Source organism: Nonomuraea sp. NPDC050643 (genome assembly GCF_040654715.1).
In the GTDB taxonomy this organism is placed as follows: domain Bacteria; phylum Actinomycetota; class Actinomycetes; order Streptosporangiales; family Streptosporangiaceae; genus Nonomuraea.
Window position 1 is genome coordinate 388704 of record NZ_JBFAIM010000002.1, and the last position, 26116, is coordinate 414819.

Here is a 26116-nt window from a genome sequence, read left to right on the forward strand (position 1 = left end):
CGGTCGAGCGCGGTCCCGATCAGCGTGTCGGCGATCTCGGCGGGCAGCCCCGGCAGCAGGAGCGGGGTCAGCCCGGCCGCGCTGCTGGAGCGGATCAGGGCGCCGGTGCGCACGTCGCGGGACTGGAAGAGGCCGTCGTCGTAGAGGTGCTCGACCATGGCCCGGGTGATCGCGGCGGCCTCGCGCTCGTGCGGCGCGGGGTCTGCGCCGCACACTTCGGCGATCTTGGCCAGCGTGGACTCGGCGACGCCGTACGCGGTGTTGAACAGGGCGTCTTCGACCTGGAACGCCCCGGGCAGCCGGTAGCCGGAGTCGCGGTAGGCCCGCGCGAGGCCGACGTAGCGCTCGTAGTCGCGGTCGGTGGGCCGCTCGTCGGCGCTGACGGTGTCGAGGTCCCTGCGGACGAAGCCGGCCACGCCCGTCTCGACGGCCTGCAGCGGCAGGTCCCAGGCCGGGCTGTTGTCCATGCCCGACTCCCAGGGGTGCACGATCGAGATCAGGCCCTCAGGGGAGCGCCTGGCCGACCGCAGGAACTCCTGCTGGGCCACCAGCCGGGGGTAGATCCGGCGCAGGAACGCCGGGTCGGGCTCGGCCAGGTGCGTCTTCCACGCGGCCAGCGCGTGGACCGGCGGCTGGACGATGCCGGAGGTCGCCGACCCGGACGGCGCCCGCGACTCCCAGAACTCGGGGCCGGGGAAGTAGGCGCCCTCCGGCACCTCCGGGTTGAACACGATGTGCGGCACCCTGCCGTCGCGCCACTGCGCGCCGAACAGGGACAGCAGCTCCGACCTGGCCCTGCGCGGCGACCACCGGGCGTTGCCGATGGCGACGAAGGCGGAGTCCCAGCTCCACTGGTGCGGGTAGAGGCGACGGGAGGGAACCGTGTAACTGCCGTCCCAGTTCGAGACCAGGACGCGCACGGCGTCGCGAAGGATCATAGATACTTCCTGACAAAGGCTGCGGTCTGGGGAAGGACGATCTCGGCCTCACCGCGCAGGCGGCATTCGAGGGCCAGGTAGCCGTCGAAACCGACGGCGTCGAGCGTGGCGAGCTGGGCGCCCCAGTCGAGGTGACCGGTGCCCGGCTGGTTCCTGTTGGACTCGCTGATCTGCATGTGGGCGAGGTAGGGGGCGGCCTCGGCCAGCGCGTGGCAGGGGTCGTCCTCCTCGATGTTCATGTGGTAGGTGTCGCCGACGATCCTGATCGAGTCGGAGGCGCAGTAGGAGACGGCCTCGGCCAGCGTGTTGACCATGTGGTTCTCGTAGCGGTTGAGCGGCTCCAGCATGATCAGCACGCCGTTGCGGTGCGCGTGCTCGCCCAGGATGCCCAGCGCCTCGGCCAGCACCTCGCGGTCCTCCTCGGGGCTGCGCGGCGGCTCGAACGGCGGCAGCCGACGCGAGAACTGGCCCCAGGAGGCGGGCGTCATCACGCCGATGCCGCCCAGCTCGGCGATCACCGTGAGCTGCGACCTGAGCTGCTGGATGGCGTCCTTGCGCTTGGCCGGGTCGAAGTCGCCGATGAAGTGCGGCATGTCCACGCACACCGTCGGCATGACCACGCCGTCGGCCAGGGCCCGCTTGAGCTCGGTCAGGCGGCCCGCGAAGTGGAAATCGCCCTTGCCGCGCAGTTCGATGGCGTCGAACCCCGCATCGACCGCGAACGCGAACTTCTCCTGCAGCGAACGGCCGGGCAGAAGCTGCTCCTGTACGGCGAGCTTCACTGTGACTCCTCAAATTCGAAGACGAGCTGGAGCACCTCGGACTGGTGCTTGTCGAGCAGGTCGAAGGCCTCGGCGGCGCTGTCGACGGGCATGACGTGGCTGATGAGCTCGGCGGTGTCGATCTCGCCGCGGTGCACGAGCTCCATGAACGTGCGCTGCAGGCGCTCGACGTCCCAGCGGTGCGCCAGCCACGACGCGACGCCGCCGATCTGGGAGGAGACGAGCTGCACCTGGTTGTGGTGGAACTCCTCGCCGAGCCGCAGGCCGATGCCGTCGCCCTGGTAGAACCCGGCGGCCACGACCCGGCCGCCTCTGCGCACGGTACGGATCGCCTCCTGCAGGCCGAGATGGTTGCCGCTGAGCTCGATCACCGTGTCGGCGCCGTCGACGCGCTTGCGCATGAACTCGGCCACCGAGCCCGACGCCACGTCGAAGGTCTCGGCCGCGCCGAACCTCCTGGCCAGTTCGAGCCGGTCGGCGATGGCGTCGGCCGCGACCACCCGGGCGCCGCTGAGCACGGCCAGGCGGGTGGCGAGCAGTCCGATGACGCCCTGGCCGAAGATCGCGAGCTGGTCGCCGAGGTGCACGTCGGCGGCGTGCACGGCGTTGAGCGCGATGGCTCCGACGCGGGCGAAGACACCGGTCAGCGGATCGGCGCCGGGCGGGAGCACGTGGCCGACGAGCTTGTCCGCCGGGACGACGGCCTCGGCGCGGTGGCCCCAGATGCCCCACACCAGACTGCCGACCGGCGGATCGGCCACATCGGGCGCGGCCTCCACCACCTCGCCGACTTCCTGATAGCCCCAGCCGCTCAGCGGATAGGCGTGCGTCTGACCCTCGACGAAGAGCCTGCGCTCGGTGTCCCACTTGCGGGTCAGATAGGGATTGGTGCCACGGTAGGCGGTGAGTTCGGTGCCGGCGGAGACTCCCGAATAGAGAGTCCGGACCCGCACGGAGCCCGGCACGAGATCGGCGGGCGACTCCAGGCCCACGTGGACATGGCCTGGTTCTTCAAAGGTGATGACGCGCATTCCTCACACTTACGCTTTATGATCAAACAAAAGTCAAAGATTTAGTGCTTGTTTGCACACGATAGTTGCGCTCGTAACACTCTTAAGTCTACGACTTCCGTCGGAGGTGGCAGATGAAATTGGGGTTTCTGACAGCGTGTCTTCCGGAAAGCGACCTTACCGACATAGCAGGCTGGGCGGCGAACCAGGGCTTCGAAGCGCTGGAGGTCGCCGGATGGCCCTCTACGGATGACCGAAATCACATCAGAGTAGATCGTTTCGACGAGGCCGAATACGCGCGAGTCAGGCGAATCTTCGCGGAGACCGGACTCGCGCTTTCCTCGATCGCCTACTACGAGAACAATCTTCACCCTCAGCAAGGGGCAGAGGTGAACGCGCACGTCAGACGCTGCGTCGACGCCGCCGCCGCGCTCGGCTGCCCCACCGTGGGCACGTTCGTGGGCCGCGACCCCGGGCTCCCCGTGCGCGACAACCTCAAGCTGGCCGAGGACGTCTTCGGCCCCCTGGTCGAGTACGCGACCCGCCATGGCGTCGAGATCGTCATCGAGAACTGCGTCATGAAGAGCTGGCACCCCGACGGCTACCCGGGCAACCTCGCCTACTCCCCCGAGCTGTGGGAGTGGATGTTCACGCTGGGGCTCAAGCTCAACTACGACCCCTCACACCTGGTCGCCCTCGGGATCGACCCGGTGGCGGCGCTGACCCCGTACATCGGGCAGATCGCCCACGTCCAGGCCAAGGACGTCCAGTTCCTGCCCGGCAAGATCGACCGTTACGGCTTCTACGGCCCGATCAGCGGTGACAAGGGCTGGTACCGCTTCCGGGTCCCGGGGCTCGGGCAGGTCGACTGGACCAGGGTGGTCGACGCGCTGCACGAGGGCGGATACGACGGAGCGGTCTCCGTGGAGCATGAGGATCCCGTGTGGAGCGGCAGCACGGAGAGGGTACAGACCGGTCTCGGAATCGCCTACCGCACGTTGCGCCACCTCGTCCGGGGGTAAGGGCGGCATATCCCCGACCAAGAGGAGCGTGCCATGCCGACGAAGGTAACCGCCGTCCTCTCCGTCTCGCTGCTGGCCGCCGTATCACTGGCGGCCTGCAGTGACGACGGTGGCGAACAGCCGTCCACCAGCAACGAGATCACCGTCTGGACCGAGGAGAACCTCGAGGACCGGATGGCCGTGCAGAACACGATCGTCGCCGAGTTCACCCAGAAGACCGGGATCAAGGTGAAGCTGGTCGGCGTGGCCGAAGACCAGTTCAGCCAGACCATCACCGCCGCGGCCGCCGCGGACGACCTGCCCGACGTGATCGGGGCGCTGCCGCTGGCCTCCATCCGCGAGCTCGAGGCCAACGAGCTCCTCGACACCGAGACGCCGGGCAGGATCGTCGATCAGCTCGGCCGTGACACCTTCTCGGCGCGCGCCCTGGAGCTCGACACCTCGGGCGGCAAGCTGCTCGCGGTGCCCAGCGACGGGTGGGCGCAGCTCATCCTCTACCGCAAGGACCTGTTCGAGAAGGCCGGGCTGCGGGCGCCCGACACGTACGAGGCGCTGGAGGCCGCCGCCGCGAAGCTCAACACGGGCGGGGTCGCGGGCATCACGCTGGCGATCGCGCCGAAGGACTCGTTCACCGCCCAGAGCTTCGAGCACGTCGCGCTGGCGAACGGCTGCCAGCTCGTCGACGGCTCCGGCAACGTCGCCCTCGACTCGCCGCAGTGCGTCAGGGCTTTCGAGTTCTACGCCAGGCTGGCCAGGGACTACTCCGTCAAGGGAAAGCAGGACGTCGACTCCACCAGGGCCACCTACTTCTCGGGGAAGGCGGCAATGACGATCTGGTCGTCGTTCATCCTCGACGAGATGGCCGGGCTGCGTAAGGACGCGCTGCCGAGCTGCCAGGAGTGCCGCGACGATCCCGAGTGGCTGACCAAGAACACCGGTGTGGTCACGGCGCTGAAGGGGCCCGACGGGAGCGCGCCCGCACAGTACGGCGAGATCGTCTCCTGGGCGATCACCCGTGACGCCGCCAAGGACCCCGCCACCAAGTTCGTCTCCTACCTGATGAACGAGGGCTACGAGCGCTGGATCGGGATGGCGCCGGAGGGCAAGTTCCCCACCCGCAAGGGCTTCGAGGACAAGTGGAACAAGCTGCCCGCGGGGGTCGACACCAAGAAGCCGCTGGCCGACGTCTACCCGGCCGACGTGCTCGACGCCCTGCGCAAGAGCCCTGACACCTTCGCCCGCTGGGGCATCCCGCAGGGCCAGGGCAAGCTCGTCGGCGCCACGATGGGCGAGCTGCCCGTGCCCAAGGCGCTCAGCGGGATCGTCGACGGATCGCTGACCCCGCAGGCCGCCGCGGCCCAGGCCAAGGCCGACGTCGAGTCCATCAAACGCGGGATCCGGCAGTGAGCACCACCACCCCAGCGCGCACCACCGGGCCGCAGCCCCCGCCGCCCGCACGGGTGCGGCGAGGGCGGACCCTGCGGGAGCAGGAGGGGCGGGCCGGGCTCGCGCTCATCTCGCCGACGCTGATCATCACGCTCGTCGTGGTGGTGCTGCCGCTGCTGTGGGCGATCATGCTGGCGTTCCAGGACGCGCGGCTGATCAACATCCGGCGGGTGGGCGTCTTCGGGCACTACACGCTGGAGAACTTCACGTACGTGATCTCGGAGCCGGGCTTCTGGTCCTCGCTGGTCAACACGCTCGTCTACACCGTCGCGGGGACGGCGTTGTCGATCGTGATCGGGCTGGTGACCGCGCTGGCGCTGCGTGACAGGTTCAGGGGCCGGACGCTGATCAGGGCCTCGATCCTGATCCCGTACGTGGCGCCGGTGGTCGCGGTGGCCTTCCTGTGGGAGACGATGCTCAACCCCCAGTACGGCATCGTCAACACCTGGCTCAGCGAGCCGATCGCGTTCCTCACCCAGGCCAGGGGCGAGTTTCTCGGCATCGAGGTGCCGGTGGCGCTGCTCACGGTGATCGCGTTCGAGGCGTGGCGGTATTTCCCGTTCGCGTTCCTGTTCATCCTGGCCAGGCTGCAGGCGCTGCCGGCCGAGCTGGACGAGGCCGCGGTGGTCGACGGCGCCACGCCCACCCAGCGCTTCCGGTACGTGATCATGCCCCAGCTCTGGCGGATCATCGCGCTGCTGTCGGTGCTGCGGTTCGTGTTCACGTTCACCAAGTTCGACGACGTCTACCTGCTGACCGGCGGCGGGGCCGGCACCGAGGTGGTCAGCGTGCGGGTCTACAACTTCCTGACCTCGCGCGACGACATCGGCGCCTCGGCGGCGCAGGCGATCGTGCTGGCGATCTTCCTGGTCGTGTTCCTCGCCGTCTATCTCAGGTTCTTCGCGGGAGGTGAACGTGAGCAGAGATAGGTTCGAGCGCGGGTTGCTCCGGGTGCTCAAGCCCCTGGTGATCGCGTTCCTCTTCCTGATCACCGCGTTCCCGTTCTTCTACATGGTGATGCTGTCCGTACGCGACATCCAGGAGCTCATCCTGGAGCCCGGCTCGCTCTGGCCGCGCAGCTTCACCCTCGACACCTACGTCAACGTGCTGACCAGACAGGGCTTCCTGATCTTCCTCAGGAACAGCGCGATCATCGCGGTCGCCTCGGTGGCGGTCACGCTGCTGATCTCGATCCCGGGCGCCTACGCGGTGGCGCGGTTGCGCTTCTTCGGGCGGAGGCAGGTGCACTTCCTGTTCCTCGCGGTGTACCTGTTCCCGGCGATCGTGCTGGCCATCCCGCTGTTCGTGCTGTTCACCATGATCGGTCTGCGGGGATCGCTGATCGGGTTGATCCTTGTCTATATCGCGCAAACCGTGCCCGTCACGGTATACATGCTCCGCAACTACTTCGAGACCGTGCCGCAGAGCGTCGAGGAGGCGGCCGCGATCGACGGGTGCACGAGGTTGTCGACCATCTGGCGCGTGGTGCTGCCGCTGTCCAAGCCCGCCCTGATGGCCACCGGCCTCTACGCGTTCATGATCGCGTGGAACGAGTTCCTGTTCGCCCTGCTCTTCCTGGTGGACAGGCGGGAGAACTGGACCGTTTCCCTGGGGCTCTCGCAGCTCGCCGGCAGCATAGAGATCCCGACGACGGTGCTCATGGCAGGATCGGTGGTGCTCACGCTGCCCATCGTGATCGTGTTCTTCGCCAGCGAACGGCTGCTGACGGAGGGCCTCACCGCAGGAGCGGAGAAGGGATAGACCATGCTGACGGCGGGGCAGATCCTCCAGATCATCCGTAATGGCTCCTGCCGTACCCGCAAAGAACTGATCGAGTACACCGGTCTGTCCCGGTCGACGATCACCGACCGGGTCGACCGGCTCATCGACGCCGGCTACATCCACGAGTCCGGCGTCGGCACCTCCGGGGGCGGACGCCCGCCCTCGGTGCTCGACGTCGACGCCACCAGGCGGCTGATGCTGGTCGCCGACCTGGGCGCCACCCACGCCAGGGTGGCGCTGACCGACCTCGCCGCCCGGCCGATGGCCGAGGAGAGCACCAAGATGCGCATCGAGCTCGGGCCCGAGGCGGTGCTGTCGTGGGTGCGCCAGGCGTTCCAGCGGATGCTGGACCGGATGGGGCGGCCGGCGAGCGAGGTGTGCGGGATCGGCCTGGATCTGCCCGGTTCGGTGGATCACACGACCGGCCGGGTGCTCAGGTCGTTCCTCATGCCGGGGTGGGACGACTATCCGGTGGGCGAGGCGATCGGCGAGACGTACGACGTGCCGATCCTGGTGGAGAACGACGCCAACGCGATGGCGCTGGGCGAGTGGTGGTCGTTCTGGCGTGACACGGACTCGCTGATCCTCATCAAGGTGTCGACCGGGATAGGCACCGGCATCGTCCTCGATGGGCAGATCTATCGCGGCGTCGAGGAGGCCGCCGGGAACATCGGGCACGTACGGCTGCGCGAGACCGACGACCGGGTCTGCACGTGCGGCTCGCGCGGCTGCGTGGCCTCCCTGGCCAGCGGCCACGCCCTGGCGACCGACCTGGGCCAGGCCTACAGCCGCGACGTGGTCCGCCTGGTGCACGCGGGCGATCCCGAGGCCATCGCGCGCACCCAGGAGGCCGGGCGCACGCTGGGCATCGTGCTGGCCACCGCGGTCAGCCTGCTCAACCCCGGCGTGCTGGTGCTGGCCGGGGACATGGCCGAGACCAGGGAGCACTACCTGACCGGCATCCGGGAGATCGTCTATCGCCGGAGCCTGCCGTACACGACCAGGAACCTGGAGATCGTCACCAGCTCGCTCGGCGACCGGGCGGGGATCGTGGGCATGGCGGTGATCGTCATGGAGCACGTGCTCTCCCCCGAGTCGGTCGACTCCGCCCTCGCCGCCAAATCCGACGCCGTGAGCTGACCGGCCGGCCGATCGGCCCGCACCGCCCGCACCGGTCGCCCGATCGGCCGCGCCGGTCGCTCGCGCCGGTCAGCCGAGTGCGCGGCGCAGCAGGTCCGGCGCTTCCGTCAGTGAGGGGCCGTACCAGGTGAGCAGGCGTCCGCTGACCAGGGCGCAGTCGAGGCCGGGGAAGGACTCGGGGCCGTCGGTCTCGCTGAACGCGTAAGGCTCGTCGGGCAGGACCACCAGGTCGGGGCGGCGCTCGACCAGCTCGGCGAGCGGGATCTTGGGATAGCGTTCGGCGTGGCCGGCGTACAGGTTGTCCACGCCGAGGCGCCTCAGCACGTCGCCGGTGAACGTGTCGCGCCCCACGACCATCCACGGCCGCCGCCAGATCGGCACGACCGCCGTCCGCCTCGGGCCGTCGAACGGCGCGCGCCACGCCTGCCGCGCCGCCTCCAGCCAGCCGGGCACCCCGGTACGGCAGGCGTGGGCGAACATCCGCTCCAGCGACCCGAACGCCTCCTCCAGCGTCTCGATCCGCGTCACCCACACCGCGACACCGGCCTGGCGCAGGGCCTCGATGTCGGGCGCGCGGTTCTCCTCGGCGTTGGCCAGCACCACATCGGGCCGCAGCCGCACGATCGCGTCGAGGTCGGGGTTCTTGGTGCCCCGGACCCTGGCCACGTCGAGGCCGGCCGGGTGCGAGCACCAGTCGGTCGCCCCGACCAGCGCCTCCGGCACGGTCGCCGCCACCGACTCGGTCAGCGACGGCACCAGGGACACGATCCGCCGCACGGTCTCGGGAATCTTGACGGGCACACCGGTGTCATCCACATCAACAGCCTAGATCTAGGGATAACCATGATCGAATGTCGGTATAGATCCGTAGAATCCAGGCCAAAGATCGTTGACTTGTGATCGGGGGATGGACGGTTGGAGCGAGAGTCATCAGGCTTCGATCCCCACACACCCAATGTGGCCCGGCTCTACGACTACTTCCTCGGCGGGAAGGACCACTTCCCGGCCGACCGCGTGGCCGCGGAGCGGCTCCTGCGGGTGGCCCCCGAAATACGAGCCGCGGCCCGGGCGAACCGGGCGTTCCTCGGCAGGGCGGTGCGCTACCTGGCCGAGGCGGGGATCACCCAGTTCCTCGACATCGGCACCGGCCTGCCGGCCTGGGGCAACGTGCACGAGGTGGCCAGGAAGGTCACGCCCGGCGCCAAGGTCGTCTACGTGGACCGGGACCCCGTGGTGCTGGTGCACGCGCGGGCGATGCCGGCCGGGCCGGGCGGCACGACCGTGATCGACGGCGACCTGCGCAAGCCCGACGCCATCCTGCGTGACCCCGACGTCCTGGCGGCGCTCGACTTCGACCGGCCGGTCGGCGTGCTGCTGACGGCGGTCATGCACTATCTCGGCGAGTCCGACCGCCCCGACGAGATCATGGCCGCCCTGCGTGACGCCGTAGCGCCCGGCAGCCACCTGGTCATGTCCCACGGCACCAGCGACGCCCGCGGGGCCTTCGTCCGTAAGAGCACCGAGGTCTACCAGCGCGCCGGCGTCCCGCTCACCCTGCGCAGCCGTGCGCGGATCCTGGAGCTGTTCGAGGGCTTCGAGCTGGTGGCGCCGGGGCTGGTCTGGCTGCCGGAGTGGCATCCTGGGCAGACCGACACGATCGACTTCGGCAACGGCCCGGAGACGTCGCTGGCCCTGTGCGGCGTGGGCAGGAAGAGCTGAGATCATGGACCTCGGGCTGGCCGTCCCGCAGTTCGGCGCCTTCGCCGAGCTGTCCAGTGTGCTGCGGGTGGCCCGCGAGGCCGAGTCGATGGGCTTCCACAGCCTGTGGGCCGGCGACCGGCTGCTGACGCCGCTGCGGCCCAAGGACCGCTATCCGGCGGGCGACGGACGCGTCCCCGAGGCGCACCGGGTGTTCCTCGACCCGTTCGCGGTGCTGTCGGTGGCCGCCTCGGCGACCACCACCGTGCGGCTGGGCACCAGCGCGCTCAACGCCTGCTGGTATCCGCCGCCGGTCCTGGCCCGCTCGCTCACCACGATCGACCACCTCAGCGGCGGGCGGCTCGTGGCGGGCCTCGGGCTCGGCTGGTCCTCCGACGAGTACGCCGCCGCCGGCGTCCCCTGGCACGACCGCGCCCGCCGCTACGACGCCACCCTCGACGCCCTCGAGGCCATCTGGACCACCGACCCGGTGACGTTCGAGCACGACCTGTGGACCATCGCGCCCAGCCACATCGAGCCCAAACCGGCACGCCGCCCCGCGCCGAACTCGAACCGGCCGCCGCTCTATCTGGCCGGCTTCGCCGAACCGGCGCTGCGCCGCGTCGGCCGCAGGGCCGACGGCTGGCTGACGGGCGCGCTGCCGATCCCCGTGCTCACCGCGATGTGGCGCACGGCCCTGCGGGCCGCGGAGGAGGCCGGCCGCGACCCCGGCGCGCTCCGCATGATCCTGCGCTCCAACCCGGTGGTCACCGGCCACGGCACCCCGCCGCGCAGCGGCACGGTCGCCGAGATCTGCGCCTATCTGGCCACCGCGGCGGAGGCCGGGGTCCACGAGGTCATCCTGGACCTCCAGCACACCGCCACGAACGACCAGCACCTCCTGGAGCTGGCCGGAGCCTTCCAGGGCTACTTGAGCGCGGAGAGCGCGGCCTCGTAGTCGGGCTCCTGGGTGATCTCCGGCACCAGCTCGGCGTAGACCACCTTGTTGTCGCCGTCGAGCACGACCACCGCGCGCGCGGCCAGCCCCGCCAGCGGGCCGGACTCCTGCGCCACGCCGTAGTCGCCGAGGAACTCACGGCCCCGCATGAGCGAGAGCGTGGTCACGTTCTCGAGCCCCTCGGCGCCGCAGAACCGCTTCTGCGCGAACGGCAGGTCGGCGGAGACACACAGGACGGCCACGTCGGGGTGCTCCGCGGCGATCTGGTTGAAACGGCGCACCGAGGCCGCGCAGACGCCGGTGTCGAGGCTCGGGAAGATGTTCAGCACCTTGGTCTGCCGGCCGAAGTCCTCGAGCGAGCGCTCGGCCAGGTCACCGCCCACCAGACGGAACGCCGGCGCGGTGTCGCCGGGCTGCGGGAAGGTGCCGCCCACGGTGATCGGATTGCCCTTGAAAGTGACATCGGACATGGAAGCCTCCTGTAAGCGATGTGCCCAAAGCGCGATCCTATCGACGGGGGGCCGCCCCACCCTCCGGCGGCATCCGCTCCTCAGACGTTGCGCCGGTACTGGCCGCCCGCCTCGAACAGGGTGTCGGTGATCTGCCCGAGCGAGCACACGCGGGCCGCCTCCATCAGCACCTCGAACGCGTTGCCCTCGGACATCGCCACGTCGCGCAGCCGGGCCAGCTCGGCGGGCGCCTCGGAGCGGTTGCGCTCGTGGAAGGCGCGCAGGCGGTCGAGCTGTGAGCGCTTCTCCTCCTCCGTGCCCCTGGCCAGCTCCAGCTTGTGCGGGTCCGCCTCGTCCTCGCCGCGCGGGTTCCGGAAGGTGTTCACCCCGACGATGGGCAGCGAGCCGTCGTGCTTGCGCATCTCGTACAGCATGGACTCGTCCTGGATCTTGCCGCGCTGGTAGCCGGTCTCCATCGCGCCCAGGACGCCGCCCCGGTCCGACAGCCGCTCGAACTCGCCCAGCACCGCCTCCTCCACCAGGTCGGTGAGCTCCTCGATGATGAACGAGCCCTGCAGCGGGTTCTCGTTCCTGGTCAGGCCCCATTCGCGGTTGATGATGAGCTGGATCGCCATGGCCCGGCGTACCGAGTCGGCCGACGGGGTGGTCACGGCCTCGTCGAAGGCGTTGGTGTGCAGGCTGTTGCAGTTGTCGTAGATGGCGATCAGGGCCTGCAGGGTGGTGCGGATGTCGTTGAAGTTCATCTCCTGGGCGTGCAGGGAGCGGCCCGAGGTCTGGATGTGGTACTTCAGCTTCTGGGAGCGCTCGCCGGCGCCGTAGCGCTCGCGCATGGCCACCGCCCAGATGCGGCGGGCCACGCGGCCGAGCACGCTGTACTCGGGGTCCATGCCGTTGGAGAAGAAGAACGACAGGTTCGGGGCGAAGTCGTCGATGTTCATGCCCCTGGCCAGGTACGCCTCCACGTACGTGAAGCCGTTGGCCAGCGTGAAGGCGAGCTGGCTGATCGGGTTGGCCCCGGCCTCGGCGATGTGGTAGCCGGAGATCGAGACCGAGTAGAAGTTGCGCACCCCGTTCTGGATGAACCACTCCTGGATGTCGGCCATCATCCGCAAGGAGAACTCGGTGGAGAAGATGCACGTGTTCTGGCCCTGGTCCTCCTTGAGGATGTCGGCCTGCACCGTGCCCCTGACCGTGGCGAGCGTCCGGGCGCGCAGGCCGCGGTCCTCCTCGGCGCCGGGGTCGCGGCCGTGCTCGGCACGGAAGCGTTCTCTGGCCTGGTCGATCGCGGCGTTGAGGTAGAAGGCCAGGATCGTGGGGGCCGGGCCGTTGATCGTCATGGACACCGAGGTGTTGGGGGCGGCCAGGTCGAAGCCGTCGTAGAGCACCTTCATGTCGTCGAGCGTGGCGATCGAGACGCCCGACGTGCCGACCTTGCCGTAGATGTCGGGACGCAGGTCGGGGTCGTGGCCGTAGAGCGTGACCGAGTCGAACGCCGTGGACAGCCGGGTCGCGGGCTGGCCCTCCGACAGCAGCTTGAAGCGCCTGTTGGTGCGGAACGGGTCACCCTCGCCGGCGAACATCCTGGTCGGGTCTTCGTCGTCGCGCTTGAACGGGAACACGCCGGCGGTGAACGGGAACATGCCGGGCAGGTTCTCGCCGCGCAGGAACCGCAGCAGGTCGCCGTGGTCGCTGTAGCGGGGCAGGGCCACCCTGGGGATGCGGTTGCCGGAGAGGGTCTCGCGCCAGAGCGGGGTGTGGATCTCGCGGTCGCGGACCTTCACGACGAGTTCGTCGGCGGTGTAGCGCTCCTTGACGGCGGGCCAGGCGTCGAGCAGGGCGCGGCTCTCGTCGGACAGCTCCCGCTCGACGTGCTCGGCCTCCCGCGCGCCCTCCTCGGTCAGCAGGTCGCGCACGGCGGCGAGCTGCTGGCGGCGGCGGGCGACCTCGGCCTGCGCGAGCGTCTCGGCGTGGTAGCCGCGCACGGTCTCGGCGATGTCGGCCAGGTAGCGGACCCTGGCGGGCGGCACGATGGCGGCCGACGCCTTCGAGGTGCGGCCCTGGACCGGGGCGAGCAGGCCGGGGCCCTCGCCCGTCGGCAGCAGCGGCTTGAGGTGCTGGTAGAGGGCGGTGACGCCGGCGTCGTTGTAGCGGGCGGCGATGGTGCCGAAGACGGGCATCTCGTCGGGGGACACGCCGAACGCCTCGCGGTTGCGTACGAGCTGGCGGCGTACGTCGCGCAGGGCGTCCTCCGCGCCGCGCCGCTCGTACTTGTTGATCACCACGGCCTCGGCGAAGTCCAGCATGTCGATCTTCTCGAGCTGGGAGGCGGCCCCGAACTCGGGCGTCATCACGTAGATGGGCACGTCCACGTGCGGCACGATGCCCGCGTCGCCCTGGCCGATACCGGGCGTCTCGACGATCACCAGGTCGTATCCCGCGGCCCGGCAGGCGGCGATCACGTCGTCGAGGCAGGCGGGCACCTCGTTGGCGGCGCCCCTGGTGGCCAGGGAGCGGAAGTAGGTCTGGGGGCTCAGGCTGTTCATCCTGATGCGGTCGCCGAGCAGCGCGCCGCCGCCACGCCTGCGGGTGGGGTCGATGGCGATGATCGCGATGCGCAGCTTGTCGTCGTTGTCGACGCGGAACCTGCGGACGAGCTCGTCGGTGAGCGAGGACTTGCCGGAGCCGCCCGTGCCCGTGATGCCCAGCACGGGCGCCCTCCTGGCGCCGTCGGCCGTCAGGCCCTCCAGCAGCCCTTCCGGGGTGCGCCCCGACTCGATGAGGGTGATCGCGCGGGCCAGCGCGGCCTGGTCGCCGGAGACCACGGCCTCCACCGAGGGCGCGTCGCCCAGCTCGACGTCGCAGTCCTCGATCAGCTTGTTGATCATCCCGGGCAGGCCGTACCGCTGGCCGTCCTCGGGCGAGAAGATGTGGGTGACGCCGCGGGAGTGCAGCAGCTCGATCTCCTCGGGGACGATCACGCCCCCGCCGCCGCCGTACACCTTGACGTGCCCGGCGCCGCGCTCGCGCAGCAGGTCCACCAGGTAGGAGAAGAACTCCACGTGGCCGCCCTGGTAGGAGCTGATCGCCACTCCCTGCGCGTCCTCCTGGATGGCGGCCGTGACGATCTCGTCGACCGAACGGTTGTGCCCGAGGTGGACGACCTCGGCCCCCTGGGACTGGAGGATGCGCCGCATGATATTGATCGCCGCGTCGTGGCCGTCGAACAGCGCCGCGGCGGTCACGAAACGGACGGGATGTACGGGGACGTGCACGCCTGATCACTCCTTCGTGGAGGCTTCACCTTCGAAGATACTAGGACGTCCTACTATTTCCCAAGAGCGTCCTGGGTATGAGGCCTGCCAAAGGAGGTGGGCGACCATGCGGGCACTGACATTCGTGCCGGGTGCCAAGGGCACACTCGACGTCGAGGAGGTGCCCGACCCGCGGCCCGGCACGGGCGAACTGCTCGTGCAGGGCCTGGCCCTGGGCATCTGCGGGACCGACAGGGAGCTGGAGGCGGCCGACTACGGCTGGCCGCCGCCGGGCGAGCAGCGGATGGTCATCGGGCACGAGTCGCTCGGCCGGGTCCTGGAGTCGCCGGAGGGCTCCGCGTTCTCACCCGGCGACCTGATCGTCGGCGTCGTACGCCGCCCCGACCCGGTGCCGTGCGGCGCCTGCGCGCGGGGCGAGTTCGACATGTGCCGCAACGGCCGCTACACCGAGCGCGGCATCAAGGAGATCGACGGGTTCGGCAGCGAGCGCTGGACCATCGAGGCCGGCTACGCTGTGCGCGTCGATCCGTCGCTGGAGAGCGTCGGCGTGCTGGTCGAGCCCGCGTCGGTGGTGGCCAAGGCGTGGGAGCAGATCGAGCGTATCGGCGCGCGGTCCTGGTTCGAGCCGCGCACGCTGCTGGTCACGGGCGCCGGGCCCGTCGGGCTGCTGGCGGCGCTGCTCGGGCGGCAGCGGGGGCTGGAGGTGCACGTGCTCGACCGGTCCGAGCCGGGGCTGAAGTCGAGCCTGGTGGAGGCCCTGGGCGCGACCTACCACTCGGGCACGACGCTGGCGGCGTTCGCCGGCACCAAGCCGGACATCATCATCGAGTGCACGGGGGCCGGCTCGCTCGTCATCGACGCCCTGTCCACCACGTCCACCGTGGGCATCGTCTGCCTGGCCGGTCTCGCGCCCGGCGGGCTCACGCACCGCGTGGACGCCGGGGTGATCAACCGGGACATCGTGCTGGAGAACGACGTGATCTTCGGGACCGTCAACGCCAACCAGCGGCACTTCAGGAGCGCGGCGGCCGCACTGGGCCAGGCCGAGCTCGGCTGGCTCGAACGGCTCATCACCCGCCGGGTGCCGCTGTCGCGCGCCCTGGAGGCCTTCCAGCCCGCCGACGACGTCAAGGCCGTCATCGACCTCACGGCCTGACACACGCCTTCCGGCGGCTCGGGACTCGCCGCGCGAGCGGGGGTCGCTCAGCTCGGTTCGTACGGTTTGCGTCTCGTAGGGGTCGAATGCTTGGTGGCGGCGTGGCCGGAGCCCGCGGGGACCCGGGTCCTGGTGGTGCGGTTCGGCTGGGTGGTGCGGCTCGGCTGGGCGGGGTGCGGTTTGGCCTGGTCGGGAGCCTGGGGTTTTTTCGGCTGGGTCTTGGCTCCGGACGCCGGCTCGCGTGGCGGGGTCCGGGTCCGGTCACCGGCGCGGGTGAGCCAGGGCCAGGAGAAACGGCGATGGGTGCCGCGGCGGCGGCCGGAGACGCGTAAGGAGAGCACGATCGTCATGAGCACCATCGCGGCCAGCAGCGCGGGCGGCGTGCCCAGGACGTCCAGGGGCGAGCCCTGGCCGGTCTCCGTGCGCGGCGGGGACACGAAGGGGCGTTCGGTCGAGCGGATCTCGCCGAGCTGGTCGGCGTTGGCCTTGACCACGCGCGGCAGGCCGTACCCGACGACCTTGTCCGTCTCCCTGGTCTTGCGCTTGAGCCAGACGCGGTCGACGTTCGCCTCGATCGTGTGGATCTTCTTGCCCTCGACGCGCTCGACGATGCCGACGTGGTCGATGCCCTTGTAGCTCTTGCCGCCGCGCCAGTCGTAGAAGACCAGGGCTCCGGGCTCCGGCTGCTGGGTCCAGGCGCCCTGCTCGATGAACCAGGCCGCGTGGGACGGCGTCCAGGCGAACTCGCCGACATAGCTGGTGACGCCGGCCTTGTCCGCCGCCCAGGCGATGAACATGTCACACCACGGCGCGTCACGATACTGGGTGTCTTGGACGCGATCCGCGTACCACTGACCGAACTTGGTGAACTGGCCGCTCTTCTCCTTATAGCCGAGTTCCTGCCGCACCGTTTTCAGCAGCTCATCCGCGATCGGGTCCAGGGTGACTCCTCCCAGAAAACCGACGAACCACGATGGACTGTAGTAGCGCCATCACGGAATTGCGCGCGACACCGGGTAAGTGTCTTGTTATGAGCCGAAATTTCGGCTATGTGACTGCTGAGGCTGGTGGGGCCTGGCACCACTCCTGTCAGGAGCCCGCGCCCACGCGGAAGATGGTCACGTCCCCCGCGCCCGGCGCGACCACGTCGGCCACGATCACGGTCACGTTGTCCGGCGAGCCGCCCTCGTTGGCCAGGTCGATGAGCCGCTGGACGGCCGCCGCCGGGTCTGCCACCGTGGTCAGCACCTCGTGCAGGACCTCGGGCCCGAGCACGGTCGTGAGCCCGTCGGAGCAGAGGAGGTAGCGGTCATCAGGCTCGGCCTCGCGCAGCGCCATGTCAGGCTCCGCCCTGCCCTCGCTGCCCAGCACGCGCAGCACCATCGAACGCCGGGGGTGCACGGCGGCTTGATCCTCCGTTATCCGCCCTTCGTCCACCATCGACTGCACAAGTGTGTGATCCTTGGTCATCTGGTAGAGAGCACCATCGCGAAGCAAGTATCCGCGGGAGTCACCGAGATGAGCCAGGGCGAACCGGTAGCCGTCCCACAGCATGGCGGTCACCGTGGTCCCCATCCCCCTGCGAGCAGGGTCGATGTCGGCCAGCTCGACCAGCCTGCGGGCCGCCTCGTGCACAGCGCCCTCCAGCGCCGCCTCCAGGTCGGAGCCCGTCTCGGGAAGCGTGGCATCCAGCTCGCGCATGACGGCGATCGCCGCCGAGCTCGCCAGCTCGCCGGCCGCGTGCCCACCCATCCCGTCGGCCACCACGAGCAACCGGCCACTGGCATAGCCGGAATCCTCGTTCTGCTCCCTGCGGCGGCCCACGTCTGATCCGGCGGCATAGCGGATGTTGTGCTTCATACCCAGCAGTAAATCATTGGTTGAAAGACTTCACAAGCAGATGCGCTGAAGACTCTTGTGAACTACTGTGGGCTCCATGAGCCACGACCCGACCGTCAACGCCGGGGACATCGCCCGGCTCGCCGGTGTCGGGCGGGCCGCGGTGAGCAACTGGCGCCGCCGCCACGACGACTTCCCCCAGCCCATCGGCGGAACCACCAATCAGCCGCTTTTCTCGCTGCGGCAAGTGGAGTCCTGGCTGCGGCGCTATGGGAAGTCCTACCAGGTGTCCCTGGGAGATCGGGTGTGGCAACGCCTGAAAGCCGCGGGCGATTTGCGCCTGGGCGAGCTGGTGGCCCAGGCGGGAGCCCTGCTGACCAGGGCGAAGAACGCCCGCGGCGACGGCGAGAGCGACATCGGGAAATCAGGCGTCCCGAATCCGGGCACGCCGGAATCGGGCGCGTCGGCTGCGGCCGGTTCCGCTTCGGGCGGGCTGGATCCGGAGGTGGCCGGGCTCGTGCTGGAGCTGGGCGAGCAACTCGGGGCGCTGCGCGCGTACGAGTTTCTCTGCGAGCGCTACCTGGAGGCCCACTCCCGGCAGCTCTCCGTCACCCGCGAGGACGTCGCCGAGCTCATGGTCCGGCTGGTGCGCGCCGACGGCGCGACGATCCTCGACCCGGCCTGCGGCGTCGGCACGCTGCTCCTTCCCCCCGCCGGCACTGCGCCGGGCGCGGCCCGGATGCTCGGCCAGGAGCTCAGCGAGACCTCGGCCGCCATCACCGCCTCCAGGCTGCGGCTGCGCGGCGTCGAGGCCGGCGTCGTGGCGGGCGACTCGATGCGCCACGACGGCTTCGCGGGCGAGAAGGCCGACGCCGTGGTGTGCGATCCGCCGTTCAACGAGCGGGCCTGGGGCTACGAGGAGCTGACCGGCGACCCGCGCTGGGAATACGGCCTGCCGCCGCGCGGTGAGCCCGAGCTGGCCTGGGTGCAGCACTGCCTCACCCACGTCAAGCCGCGCGGCCTGGTCGCCATCCTCATGCCCCCGGCCGCCGCCAGCCGCAAGGCGGGCCGCCGCATCCGCGCCAACCTCCTGCGCGCCGGCGCCCTGCGCGCGGTGGTGGCGCTGCCCGGCTCCGACCTGTGGCTGCTGCGCCGCCCGGCCGCCGGCGAGCGCCCGCCCTCCGACGTGCTGATCCTCGACGCCACGGCCGACCTGTCGGCGGTGGAGCCGGCCTGGCAGGCGTACCTGGAGGACCGTTCCGACCAGACCGTGCGGATCATCGACCTGCTGGCCGACGAGGTCGACATGACCCCGGCCCGGCACCAGCGGCGCGACGACGTGGGCCGGGCCTTCGCCGAGGCGCGCGACCGCTTCCTCGCCGCCGCCGCCGTGCCGCCCGACCTGAAGGTGCTCGACCAGCCGCTCGACCAGCCCGCCACGACGCTGGGCGACCTGATCAAGGAGGGCCTGGTGAGCACGTCGCAGGCCCCGCCCAAGATGGCCGCGGAGGGGGGCGACATCCCGGTGCTGACCGCCGACGACGTGCTCAGCGGCGGGCCGCCCTCCGGCTTGACCGGCACGCAGCAGGGCCTGATCGCGATCCGCCCAGGCGACGTGGTGGCGTCCTACTCGGCCGTGCGCGTCATCGGCGACGGCGGGGCGGTGCTGGGCCCGCATCTGACCCTCTACCGGGTCGACGCCCGCAGGCTCGACCCCGACTTCCTGGCCGGCTTCCTGCGGGCCGCGGGCGGGCGGGTGACGACCGGCTCCAGCCGGTTCGACGTACGCCGTACGCGGCTGCCCCGGCTGTCGCTGAAGGAGCAGAAGGCGTACGGCGAGGCGTTCAGGCAACTGGCCGTGCTCGAGGACGCCCTTCGCGAGACCTCGACCCTGGGGCAGACGCTGATCCGGCTGGGCCTCGACGGCCTCGCCGACGGCCACCTGCACCCGCCCGCCCATGGCACCACTCCGTGAGGCACTCCCTCGCCGTCCTGACGGTGTAGTTTTTCCCGGAAGGCAGTGGGAGGGGGGATATGGTCATCGGTGACCGCTACGCGCTCGACGACCTCCCCCTCGGACAGGGCGGCATGGGAGCCGTCTACGCGGGCCATGACCGCCATCTCGACCGCCGGGTCGCGGTGAAGCTGCTGCGGCTGCCCAGCGGGCACGATCAGGAGCTGGAGCGCCGGTTCATCCGCGAGGCCCGCATCCTGGCGCGGCTGGAGCATCCGGGCGCCCCCGTCCTCTACGACTTCGGCACCCACGACCAGCGGCTCTACCAGGTGATGCAGTTCATCGAGGGCGTCACGGTGGCCGACGTGGTGCACGAGCACGGGCCGCTGCCGGCGCCGTGGGGCGCGGCGATCGCGGCCCAGGCGTGCGCCGTGCTGTCGGCGGCCCACGCGCTGGGGATCTGCCATCGGGATCTCAAGCCGACGAACCTGATGCTCTGCCCCGACGGCAGCGTGAAGGTGCTCGACTTCGGGCTGGCCATGCTCAGGGAGTCCGACGTCACCACGTTCACGCGGATCGGGCAGATCATGGGGACGCCCGCGTACATGGCTCCCGAGCAGATCCAGCACGGCGTCACGGAGCCGCGCAGCGACCTCTACTCGCTCGGCTGCGTCCTGCACGAGATGCTGACCGGCCGCCAGCTCTTCACCGGCCCCACCGACTACGTGGTCTTCGAGAAGCAGGTCAAGGAGCGCCCGCCGGCCATCCCCGGCCTGCCCGAGCCGCTGAGCGCGTTGCTGGCGCAGCTCCTGGAGAAGCAGCCGGGCGACCGGCCCGCCGACGCGAACGAGCTGTACGAACGGCTCGACCCGTTCGCGGTCGGCCTGCCCATGCTCCCCGGCTTCCTGGCCCAGGCCCCGAGCCCCGGCCGCATGTACGCCCGGATGGCGGGCCGCGCGCTGAGCGTCTGATCCGCCTCGTCGGGGCAGGCCCCGACGTGACCTTCCCGAATGCCCCCGCGAAGCGCCGCAGCTCGTGAACGCGCTCTCTCGCGTAACCCGGATCGTTATTTAACTCCCGTTGACAGAGGCATGTGAGCCCCGGGAATCTCTTGAGAGAGCGCTCTCTCACTAGCTTCCTAGCACCAACCCAGGAGGGTTTCCCATGGCCCCTCGCATCCGGCGGTTCGGCCTGCCCCTGCTCACCGCGTCCGTCCTCGCCCTGGCGACGGCGTGCGGCGGTGGCGGTGGCGGCGGGAGCACCGCGGCCGAGTCGAGCGCCAAGCCGGCAGAGAAGATCAAGCTGACCATCGGCCTGTTCGGTGACTTCGGCTTCAAACCGCTCTACGAGGAATACAAGAAGACCCACCCCAACGTGGAGATCGTCGAGAACGTCACGCAGTTCAACGACCACCACAGCAACCTGGTCAAGCGGCTGGCCACGAACGCGGGCGCGGGGGACATCGAGGCCGTCGAGGTCGGCTACATCAGCACGTTCACCGCCCAGCCCGGCCGGTTCGCGGACCTCAAGCAGTACGGGCTGGACAAGCGGCAGCCCGACTACCTCGACTGGAAGTGGCAGCAGGGCCTGAGCAAGGACGGCGGCCAGGTCCTCGGCCTGGGCACCGACGTGGGCGGCCTGGCCATGTGCTACCGCAAGGACCTGTTCAAGAAGGCCGGCCTGCCGACCGACAGGACCGAGGTCGCCGCGCTCTGGCCGACGTGGGAGGAGTACATCGCGACCGGCAAGAAGTTCGCCGGCGCGAACGTGGCCGGGGCCAAGTTCGTGGACTCCCCCGGTGAGATCTTCCGGGCCATGGTCAACCAGGCGCCCATCGGCCTGTACGACGCCCAGGACAACATCATCGTGGAGACCAACCCCGACGTGAAGAAGGCCTGGGACCTGTCGAACCAGATCACCCAGGAGGGCCTGACCGCCAAGCTGGCCGCCTTCACACCGCCGTGGAACACCGGCTTCGCCAAGGGCTCGTTCGCCACGATCATCTGCCCGGCCTGGATGACCGGCTTCATCCAGGAGCAGGCCAAGGACGCGACCGGCAAGTGGGACATCGCGACCGTGCCCGGCGGCTCCGGCAACAGCGGCGGCTCGCACCTGATGGTGCCCAAGCAGAGCAAGCACCCGAAGGAGGCGGCCGAGCTGATCGACTTCCTCACCTCCAAGGACAACCAGGCCAAGGTGTTCAAGGAGGAGGGCACGTTCCCGTCGATCCCGGCGCTCTACGAGGACCCGTCGATCCAGAACTTCACCAAGCCGTTCTTCGGTGACGCCCCCATCGGCAAGATCTACTCCGAGGCCGCCAAGGCGCTCAAGCCGCAGCATCTCGGCCCGAAGGAGGGCGACGTGCGCGTGGCCATCGGCAACGGCCTCGGCCGGGTCGAGCAGGGCAAGCAGACGCCCGACGAGGCGTGGGCGCAGGTACTCGAGGACGTCAAGAAGATCAAATGAGCACCCTTCCCCTCGCGGTCACGCGACGGCGTAGGCGCAGCGTGCGGCACACCCTCGACGTGAGGGTGTCGCCGTACGCCTACGTGGCCCCGTTCTTCCTGCTGTTCTGCGCCTTCGGGCTGTTCCCGCTGGTCTACACGGCCTGGGTGAGCCTGCACGAGTGGACGCTGCTGTCCGAGACGCAAGAGTTCGTCGGACTGGAGAACTTCTCGACCCTGCTGGCGGACGCGTACTTCTGGAACGCCACGTTCAACACGCTGTCCATCGGCGTGCTCTCGACCGTGCCGCAGCTCGCGCTGGCCATCTGGCTGGCGCACCTGCTCAACCGGCGGCTGCGGTTCCAGACGTTGTTCCGGGTCGCGCTGCTGCTGCCCAACGTCACCAGCGTGGTGGCGGTCGTGGTGATCTTCAGCCAGCTCTTCGGCCGGGACTTCGGGATGATCAACTGGATGCTGTCGCTGGTCGGGGCCGGCAGCATCGACTGGGCGGCGGGCACCGCGAGCTCGCACATCGCGCTCTCGGTGATGATCATGTGGCGCTGGACGGGCTACAACGCGCTGATCTTCCTGGCGGCCATGCAGGCCGTACCGCGTGAGCTGTACGAGGCCGCGACCCTCGACGGCGCGCGCAACTTCACCCAGCTCCGGAAGATCACCATCCCGATGATCCGGCCGACGATCATCTTCGTGGTCATCGTCTCCACGATCGGCGCGATGCAGATCATCGCCGAGCCCATGCTGTTCGGGCAGAGCAGCGGCGGCGGGGGCGGCATCGCCACGGGCGGTCCCGACCGGCAGTTCCAGACCCTGGCGCTGTTCGTCTACGAGCAGGGCTTCGCCAACTCGACGTTCGACTTCGGCTACGCCTCGGCGGCGTCCTGGCTGATGTTCGTGGCCGTCGTGATCGTGGCCGGGATCAACTTCCTGATCACCCGCAAGGTGAAGGGCGGGCTGGTATGAGGCTGCGTTACCTGACCCTGACCGCGGTGGCCTTCTTCTCCGCCTTCCCGCTGTACTACAGCGTCGTGGTGGCCTCCAGGCACAACTCCGCGCTGGCCGAGGTGCCCCCGCCGCTGATCCCGGGCGGGAACTTCTTCGCCAACGTCGCCCGGGTCTTCGACACCGTCCCCTTCGGGCTCGCGCTGGTCAACTCGGTCATCGTGGCCGGGTCGATCTCGATCGCGGTGATGTTCTTCTCGACGCTGGCCGGGTTCGCCTTCGCCAAGCTGAAGTTCCGGGGCAGGAACATCATGCTCGTGATCACCGTGGCCACCATGATGGTGCCGGCGCAGCTCGGCATCATCCCGCTCTACATGCTCATGGTGAAGCTGGAGTGGACCGGCACCAACTACGCGCTCATCGTGCCCGCGCTGGTCAACGCGTTCGGCGTGTTCTTCATGACGCAGTACCTGTCGCGCGCCCTGCCCACCGAGCTGCTCGAGGCCGGGCGGGTGGACGGGTGCTCGACCTGGGGGCTGTTCTGGCACGTCGTGCTGCCGGCCGCGCGGCCCGCGGCGGCGGTGCTGGGCATGCTGACGTTCATGTCGGCCTGGAACGACTACTTCTGGCCGCTGGTCGTGCTGACCCCGGACAATCCGACCGTCCAGGTGGCACTCTCGACCTTGGCCAGCGGGTACGTCAACGACTACGTACTGGGGCTGGCCGGCACCGCGATCGGGACCCTGCCGCTCGTGGCCGTCTTCGCCCTGTTCGGCAAGCAAATCATCGGTGGAATCATGCAAGGAGCTGTTAAGGGATGATCTTTCCCGAGGACTTCGTCTGGGGCGCCGCCACGGCCTCCTACCAGATCGAGGGGGCGGTCAAGGAGGACGGGCGGGGCCAGTCGATCTGGGACACCTTCTCCCACACCCCGGGGAACGTGGCGGACGGCGACACCGGCGACGTGGCCTGCGACCACTACCACCGCTACCGGGACGACATCGGGCTGATGCGCGAGCTGCGGCTGGCGGCCTACCGGTTCTCGGTGGCCTGGCCGCGCATCCAGCCCGACGGCGAGGGTTCGATCAACCCGCGCGGGCTGGCCTTCTACGACAGGCTCGTGGATGAATTGCTTGCCGCCGAAATTTCGCCTTATGTCACGCTTTATCACTGGGATCTTCCGCAAACGCTCGAAGAGCGGGGCGGATGGGCGCATCGTGACACGGCCTACCGGTTCGCGGACTACGCGCAGGCCGTACACGACCGGCTCGGCGACCGCGTCGCCAACTGGACGACGCTGAACGAGCCGTGGGTGTCGGCGTTCCTCGGCTACGGCAACGGCGTGCACGCGCCGGGCCGCCGCGACCCCGGCGACGCCCTGCGCTCGGCGCACCACCTGCTGCTCGGCCACGGACTGGCGGCGCGGGCGCTGCGCTCGGGCGGCGCGCAGAGCCTCATGTTCGTCGTCAACTCGGCGCCCGTGCTCACCCCCGCCCAGGTCAACGACCCTTCGGCGGTGCCCAGCGAGGCCGACGCGGCCGCCGTCCACCGCATCCACGCGCTGCTGACCCGGCAGTTCCTCGATCCGGCGCTGTACGGGACGTACCCGGAGGAGGTGCTGGAGGCGGCGGCCCGCAACGGCGGGACCGGCCACATCCAGGACGGCGACCTCGCGCTGATCAACGCGCCGATCGACCTGGTCGGCGTCAACTACTACAACCCGTGCGTGGTCGAGGCGGGCCCCGGGCTGCCGGCCGACGCCGCCTGGCCGGGGTCGGAGGGCGTCAAGTTCGCCACGGCGGACGCGCCGACGACCGCGATGGGCTGGCCGATCGTCCCCGACGGCCTGTCCAGGCTGCTGGTACGGCTCTCGCAGGACTATCCGCAGGTCGGCCTCATGGTCACGGAGAACGGCGCGGCATTCGAGGACGTCCTGGAGAACGGCCGGGTGCACGACGACGAGCGCGTGGCGTACCTGGACGGGCATCTGCGCGAGGTGCACCGGGCCATCGAGGCGGGCGCGGACCTGCGGGGATATCTGGTCTGGTCGCTGCTGGACAACTTCGAGTGGGCCGAGGGCTACCGGCGGCGTTTCGGCATCGTCCACGTGGACTACGCGACACAGACCAGGGTGCCCAAGGACAGTGCGCTCTGGTACAGGGACGTGATCGGCAGAAACGGCCTGTAGATTTTTTCCGTGCTCTCCCTTCTGGTGCAGTCATGAGACGCCCGACGCTCGAGGCGGTCGCCGCCCGGGCGGGGGTCTCGCGTGCCACCGCCTCCCGTGTGGTCAACGGGCAGACGACGGTGGCGCCCCACATCCGCGACGCCGTGCTGCGCGCGATCGACGAGCTGGGCTACGTGCCCAACTCGGCCGCGCGCAGCCTGGTCACCCAGCGCACCGACTCCGTCGCCCTGGTCGTCAGCGAGCCCGGCACACGGGTCTTCTCCGAGGACCCGCTGTTCTCGACGGCGATCAGGTCGGCGTCCATGGAGCTCGAGGCGATCAACAAGCAGGTCGTGCTGATGCTGGCCTCCTCCGCCAAGAGCCACGCCCGGGTGGAGCGTTACATCGCGGGCGGCCACGTGGACGGCGTGATGCTGCTGTCCATGCACGGCGCCGACCCGCTGCCGTCCGCGCTGTCGCGGTTGCGCGTGCCCGTGGTCTCGTACGGGCGGCCGGCCGTGCCGGTGGACATCCCGTTCGTCGACAACGACAACGTGGGCGGGGCCGAGGCCGGGGTCCGGCACCTGGTGGAGGCGGGGCGGCGCCGGATCGCCACGATCGCCGGGCCGCAGGACATGATCGCCGGGCAGGACCGCCTGGCCGGCTACCGCAACGTGCTGCGCGACTCCGACCGCCGCTCGATCGTCGCGGTGGGCGACTTCACGCGGGAGTCGGGGGCGATCGCGATGCGGCAACTCCTCGGCGACGATCCCGCGCTGGACGCCGTCTTCGTGGCCAACGACCTGATGGCGGTGGGGGCGCTGCAGTCACTGCGGCAGTCGGGGCGGCGGGTGCCCGACGACGTGGCGGTGGTGGGTTTCGACGACATCGAGGCGGCCAAGTACACCGAGCCGCCGCTGACCACGCTGAGGCATCCGGTGGCGGAGCAGGCGGCGGCCATGGTGCGGCTGCTGCTCAACCTGTTCGAGGGCGGGCCGACCGAGCCGATCATCCTGCCGACGGAGCTGGTGGTCAGGGAGTCGGCATAGACACCGGCCTGCCGAGCGTCGGGCCTGGG

Annotated in this window: 22 protein-coding genes; 15 read left to right on the forward strand and 7 right to left on the reverse strand. The window is 69.8% G+C overall.

The features are described from left to right. Positions 1-934: 934 nt before the first annotated feature. Together AB0I15_RS04020 and AB0I15_RS04025 are read right to left on the reverse strand one after the other, a co-directional pair. Positions 935-1720, reverse strand: a complete 786-nt coding sequence (locus tag AB0I15_RS04020) for a sugar phosphate isomerase/epimerase family protein (protein ID WP_358089737.1) — start codon at positions 1718-1720, stop codon at positions 935-937. Next, the gene (locus AB0I15_RS04025; protein ID WP_358089741.1) at positions 1717-2751 is read right to left on the reverse strand and encodes a zinc-binding dehydrogenase; all 1035 of its coding nucleotides are present in this window, start codon (positions 2749-2751) and stop codon (positions 1717-1719) included. Before AB0I15_RS04025 ends, AB0I15_RS04020 begins: the two co-directional genes overlap by 4 nt. 113 nt (positions 2752-2864) lie before the next feature. Between AB0I15_RS04025 and AB0I15_RS04030 the strand changes: the two genes are divergently transcribed. The 5 genes from AB0I15_RS04030 to AB0I15_RS04050 are packed head-to-tail and all read left to right on the forward strand — an operon-like array spanning position 2865 to position 8120. Beyond that, positions 2865-3752 (forward strand): sugar phosphate isomerase/epimerase family protein, encoded by an 888-nt coding sequence (locus AB0I15_RS04030; protein ID WP_358089744.1) that lies wholly within the window; start codon positions 2865-2867, stop codon positions 3750-3752. Positions 3753-3785: 33 nt separating this feature from the next. Then, entirely contained in the window at positions 3786-5159 is a 1374-nt protein-coding gene (locus AB0I15_RS04035; RefSeq protein WP_358089746.1) for an extracellular solute-binding protein, read from the forward strand. After that, positions 5156-6127: a sugar ABC transporter permease gene (locus AB0I15_RS04040; RefSeq protein WP_358089748.1), complete on the forward strand. Its 972-nt coding sequence runs from the start codon at positions 5156-5158 to the stop codon at positions 6125-6127. The genes AB0I15_RS04035 and AB0I15_RS04040 overlap by 4 nt, the downstream gene beginning before the upstream one ends. Then, positions 6114-6959 carry a carbohydrate ABC transporter permease gene (locus AB0I15_RS04045; protein ID WP_358089751.1) on the forward strand — a complete coding sequence of 282 codons (846 nt, stop codon included), beginning with the start codon at positions 6114-6116 and terminating at the stop codon, positions 6957-6959. The genes AB0I15_RS04040 and AB0I15_RS04045 overlap by 14 nt, the downstream gene beginning before the upstream one ends. A 3-nt stretch (positions 6960-6962) precedes the next feature. After that, the gene (locus AB0I15_RS04050; RefSeq protein WP_358089753.1) at positions 6963-8120 is read left to right on the forward strand and encodes an ROK family transcriptional regulator; all 1158 of its coding nucleotides are present in this window, start codon (positions 6963-6965) and stop codon (positions 8118-8120) included. A gap of 69 nt (positions 8121-8189) precedes the next feature. On the opposite strand, the gene AB0I15_RS04055 is transcribed toward AB0I15_RS04050, so the two are convergent. Then, positions 8190-8936: a helical backbone metal receptor gene (locus AB0I15_RS04055; protein ID WP_358089756.1), complete on the reverse strand. Its 747-nt coding sequence runs from the start codon at positions 8934-8936 to the stop codon at positions 8190-8192. Between the two features lie 99 nt (positions 8937-9035). Here AB0I15_RS04055 and AB0I15_RS04060 point away from each other — a divergent pair, with 99 nt between their 5' ends. Together AB0I15_RS04060 and AB0I15_RS04065 are read left to right on the forward strand one after the other, a co-directional pair. Continuing rightward, entirely contained in the window at positions 9036-9839 is an 804-nt protein-coding gene (locus AB0I15_RS04060) for an SAM-dependent methyltransferase (RefSeq protein WP_358089758.1), read from the forward strand. Between the two features lie 4 nt (positions 9840-9843). Beyond that, positions 9844-10776: a TIGR03619 family F420-dependent LLM class oxidoreductase gene (locus AB0I15_RS04065; RefSeq protein ID WP_358089761.1), complete on the forward strand. Its 933-nt coding sequence runs from the start codon at positions 9844-9846 to the stop codon at positions 10774-10776. Here the strand turns inward: AB0I15_RS04065 and tpx are convergent. Together tpx and icmF are read right to left on the reverse strand one after the other, a co-directional pair. Further along, positions 10746-11246, reverse strand: coding sequence for a thiol peroxidase (tpx, locus tag AB0I15_RS04070; protein ID WP_358089763.1), 501 nt, complete (start codon positions 11244-11246; stop codon positions 10746-10748). The two genes, AB0I15_RS04065 and tpx, sit on opposite strands and share 31 nt — an antisense overlap. Before the next feature lie 80 nt (positions 11247-11326). Then, on the reverse strand, positions 11327-14518 hold the full coding sequence (gene icmF, locus AB0I15_RS04075) for a fused isobutyryl-CoA mutase/GTPase IcmF (protein ID WP_358089766.1): 3192 nt from the start codon (positions 14516-14518) through the stop codon (positions 11327-11329). A gap of 106 nt (positions 14519-14624) precedes the next feature. On the opposite strand from icmF, the gene AB0I15_RS04080 reads away from it, so the two are divergent. After that, entirely contained in the window at positions 14625-15674 is a 1050-nt protein-coding gene (locus AB0I15_RS04080) for a glucose 1-dehydrogenase (RefSeq protein WP_358089769.1), read from the forward strand. Between the two features lie 47 nt (positions 15675-15721). Here the strand turns inward: AB0I15_RS04080 and AB0I15_RS04085 are convergent, their stop codons facing one another. Both AB0I15_RS04085 and AB0I15_RS04090 read right to left on the reverse strand, forming a co-directional pair. Continuing rightward, on the reverse strand, positions 15722-16582 hold the full coding sequence (locus tag AB0I15_RS04085; protein WP_358089772.1) for a CHAP domain-containing protein: 861 nt from the start codon (positions 16580-16582) through the stop codon (positions 15722-15724). Between the two features lie 181 nt (positions 16583-16763). Beyond that, positions 16764-17534, reverse strand: coding sequence for a protein phosphatase 2C domain-containing protein (locus AB0I15_RS04090; protein WP_358089774.1), 771 nt, complete (start codon positions 17532-17534; stop codon positions 16764-16766). Between the two features lie 76 nt (positions 17535-17610). On the opposite strand from AB0I15_RS04090, the gene AB0I15_RS04095 reads away from it, so the two are divergent. The 7 genes from AB0I15_RS04095 to AB0I15_RS04125 all read left to right on the forward strand — a co-directional run bounded on the left by AB0I15_RS04095 (position 17611) and on the right by AB0I15_RS04125 (position 26087). Then, on the forward strand, positions 17611-19488 hold the full coding sequence (locus AB0I15_RS04095; RefSeq protein ID WP_358089777.1) for an N-6 DNA methylase: 1878 nt from the start codon (positions 17611-17613) through the stop codon (positions 19486-19488). 59 nt (positions 19489-19547) lie between these two features. Next, positions 19548-20438, forward strand: coding sequence for a serine/threonine-protein kinase (locus AB0I15_RS04100; RefSeq protein ID WP_358089779.1), 891 nt, complete (start codon positions 19548-19550; stop codon positions 20436-20438). Positions 20439-20631: 193 nt separating this feature from the next. Continuing rightward, positions 20632-21933, forward strand: a complete 1302-nt coding sequence (locus tag AB0I15_RS04105; protein ID WP_358089781.1) for an ABC transporter substrate-binding protein — start codon at positions 20632-20634, stop codon at positions 21931-21933. Continuing rightward, positions 21930-22892, forward strand: coding sequence for a sugar ABC transporter permease (locus tag AB0I15_RS04110; RefSeq protein WP_358089784.1), 963 nt, complete (start codon positions 21930-21932; stop codon positions 22890-22892). The genes AB0I15_RS04105 and AB0I15_RS04110 overlap by 4 nt, the downstream gene beginning before the upstream one ends. Then, the gene (locus AB0I15_RS04115) at positions 22889-23692 is read left to right on the forward strand and encodes a carbohydrate ABC transporter permease (RefSeq protein ID WP_358089787.1); all 804 of its coding nucleotides are present in this window, start codon (positions 22889-22891) and stop codon (positions 23690-23692) included. The genes AB0I15_RS04110 and AB0I15_RS04115 overlap by 4 nt, the downstream gene beginning before the upstream one ends. After that, entirely contained in the window at positions 23689-25059 is a 1371-nt protein-coding gene (locus AB0I15_RS04120) for a GH1 family beta-glucosidase (protein ID WP_358089790.1), read from the forward strand. Before AB0I15_RS04115 ends, AB0I15_RS04120 begins: the two co-directional genes overlap by 4 nt. A 32-nt stretch (positions 25060-25091) precedes the next feature. Continuing rightward, complete coding sequence (locus AB0I15_RS04125) at positions 25092-26087, forward strand: LacI family DNA-binding transcriptional regulator (protein ID WP_358089792.1); 996 nt, start codon at positions 25092-25094, stop codon at positions 26085-26087. The last annotated feature ends 29 nt before the right edge of the window (positions 26088-26116 follow it).

Excerpts from the sequence above, each read along its gene's own strand:
- AB0I15_RS04120 (WP_358089790.1), top strand. The coding sequence starts at position 23,689 with ATGATCTTTCCCGAGGACTTCGTCTGGGGCGCCGCCACGGCCTCCTAC.
- AB0I15_RS04100 (WP_358089779.1), top strand. The coding sequence starts at position 19,548 with ATGGTCATCGGTGACCGCTACGCGCTCGACGACCTCCCCCTCGGACAG.
- AB0I15_RS04080 (WP_358089769.1), top strand. The coding sequence starts at position 14,625 with ATGCGGGCACTGACATTCGTGCCGGGTGCCAAGGGCACACTCGACGTC.
- AB0I15_RS04110 (WP_358089784.1), top strand. The coding sequence starts at position 21,930 with ATGAGCACCCTTCCCCTCGCGGTCACGCGACGGCGTAGGCGCAGCGTG.
- AB0I15_RS04050 (WP_358089753.1), top strand. The coding sequence starts at position 6,963 with ATGCTGACGGCGGGGCAGATCCTCCAGATCATCCGTAATGGCTCCTGC.
- AB0I15_RS04095 (WP_358089777.1), top strand. The coding sequence starts at position 17,611 with ATGAGCCACGACCCGACCGTCAACGCCGGGGACATCGCCCGGCTCGCC.
- AB0I15_RS04115 (WP_358089787.1), top strand. The coding sequence starts at position 22,889 with ATGAGGCTGCGTTACCTGACCCTGACCGCGGTGGCCTTCTTCTCCGCC.
- AB0I15_RS04105 (WP_358089781.1), top strand. The coding sequence starts at position 20,632 with ATGGCCCCTCGCATCCGGCGGTTCGGCCTGCCCCTGCTCACCGCGTCC.
- AB0I15_RS04125 (WP_358089792.1), top strand. The coding sequence starts at position 25,092 with ATGAGACGCCCGACGCTCGAGGCGGTCGCCGCCCGGGCGGGGGTCTCG.
- AB0I15_RS04065 (WP_358089761.1), top strand. The coding sequence starts at position 9,844 with ATGGACCTCGGGCTGGCCGTCCCGCAGTTCGGCGCCTTCGCCGAGCTG.
- AB0I15_RS04035 (WP_358089746.1), top strand. The coding sequence starts at position 3,786 with ATGCCGACGAAGGTAACCGCCGTCCTCTCCGTCTCGCTGCTGGCCGCC.
- AB0I15_RS04030 (WP_358089744.1), top strand. The coding sequence starts at position 2,865 with ATGAAATTGGGGTTTCTGACAGCGTGTCTTCCGGAAAGCGACCTTACC.
- tpx (WP_358089763.1), bottom strand. The coding sequence starts at position 11,246 with ATGTCCGATGTCACTTTCAAGGGCAATCCGATCACCGTGGGCGGCACC.
- AB0I15_RS04025 (WP_358089741.1), bottom strand. The coding sequence starts at position 2,751 with ATGCGCGTCATCACCTTTGAAGAACCAGGCCATGTCCACGTGGGCCTG.
- AB0I15_RS04090 (WP_358089774.1), bottom strand. The coding sequence starts at position 17,534 with ATGAAGCACAACATCCGCTATGCCGCCGGATCAGACGTGGGCCGCCGC.